The organism is Paenibacillus sp. GYB004, assembly GCF_036577605.1.
GTDB lineage: Bacteria > Bacillota > Bacilli > Paenibacillales > NBRC-103111 > Paenibacillus_AB > Paenibacillus_AB oceani.
The window spans coordinates 1-1830 of sequence record NZ_JARBDB010000003.1 but is presented as its reverse complement, the minus strand read 5'-3'; the positions used below and the strand labels follow the sequence as shown (position 1 = coordinate 1830).

1 protein-coding gene is annotated in these 1830 nt (G+C 48.8%); it reads left to right on the top strand.

Translation table 11 applies throughout. The annotated features are described in order from the left end of the window. The first annotated feature begins 114 nt into the window (after positions 1-114). A complete protein-coding gene (locus PV433_RS02075; protein WP_332070542.1) occupies positions 115-1413 on the top strand; it encodes an IS110 family transposase in 1299 nt (432 codons plus the stop codon). Positions 1414-1830: the final 417 nt, after the last annotated feature.

The following is a 1830-nucleotide window of genomic DNA, read 5'->3' as shown; positions in this document are numbered from 1 at the left end:
AAAGGAGCCATTCCTGTAATGAAGTAATTTGAGCTTTGAACGAAGAAAGCGCCTCTAGTATACTGGGAAACGTTCCGGCAAGAACAATCCCACTATGAAAAGAGGCACTCACTCATGAAGCATAAGTTAAAGCAGAAACAAAATCAACGGATTACAAGAATTACCGACAAAACGTTGGTGATTGGCGCGGATATCGCGAAGAATCTCCACGTTGCACGAGCCGTAGATTTTCGAGGAATCGAGCTTGGTAGTGAGTGCGAGTTTCAGAACGAAGGGCCAGGATTAACCAAGCTTACCGAGTGGATGAAGGAACTCAGCCGAACCCACGAGAAGACGGATATCATCTTCGGCATAGAGCCCACCGGACACTTCTGGTTCGCGTTGGCAGCATATTTGAAAGAGCAAGGGATCCAAGTGGTTCTGGTGAATCCTCATCACGTGAACAAGAGCAAGGAGCTTGAAGACAATTCACAGACCAAAAGCGATTACAAGGATGCGAAAGTAATCGCAAACCTGGTTCGGGATGGGAAGTATTCAGAGTCGAATTTGCCAACGAAGGAATTTGCGGACTTGCGTATTCTTATGAATTTTCGCGAGAAGATCATGATGAATTTGAATCAAGTCAAGGCTAGAATTCACGGCTGGTTTGACCGCTATTTCCCCGAATATCCACAGGTATTCAAGGACTGGGAAGGCAAAGCCTCGCTGATGAGCATGCGCGCATTTCCGACTCCTGAGGAGATCGTCTCTACAGGCGCCAGAGGCGTTCTCACACATTGGAAGACGGAAATAAAGCGCGGAGTAGGCATCAAGAGGGCTGAGCAGCTCTACGCGGCAGCAACGGTCTCGATTGGGCTTACACAAGGGCTTACAGCAGCCAGAATTGAACTTGCAGCGCTACTAGCGCAATACGATCTGTTCAGCAGCCAAGAAGAAACAATCATGGCGGAAGTCTTGCAAATCCTGGAGAAGATTCCGGGGACGAATGAGATGCTGACGATCCCAGGGATTGGCGTTCTGACCGTAGCCGGATTTTTGGCGGAGGTCGGTGATTTGAACAAGTACGAACACGCACAACAACTCGTACGCCTTGCAGGATTGAATCTAACCGAGAACAGCTCCGGCAAGCGCAAGGGGCTAACCGGAATCAGCAAACGCGGGCGATCTCGTCTGAGGGCGATCCTGTTCAGGGCTGTAATGCCTTTGGTGGCAAAAAATCCAGAATTCCAAGCGTTGCATCGCTATTTCACCACACGAAGTCAAAATCCGCTAAAGAAGAAACAATCGCTAATCGCGCTCTGTGGAAAACTGCTCCGCGTCCTGCATACGCTGGGCACAAAACAAAAAGAGTATAACGCAAACGATGTATTGGGGCCGGTACGCCAAGCCCAGCTACAACGAAGTGCTGCATAAATCGCTTTAAGCTCAACAGTTAGCAACATCTGTACGTCTCGCTTATTCGCATGTGTACAACCCAATGACAATAGAAGCACCGGAGAAGCCGAAAGACACACACCATAAGGGCTGCGACCCTGTAAAGGAGCAAGAATCGGCCTCCACCCCTTGTGAGGTAGAACGATGGAATGTAAGGGCATCGACCCTGTGTGACATGGGAGGGTAAACCCCGAGGGCGGAAGTGGAGATCCACTGTGCGATCATACCTTTTTATCCACAGTCTGGAAACTGATGAACGCAGGCTCTATTCCCGCCACAGCCCATGCAGAAATATTTACATCTCTTTCAATCTTCCTCCAGCGGACATAGGTTGTCAAAGTTGAAAAACTAAGAATGAGCGAGAAAACAGGAGAAAACATTACTTTATAGTGGGAG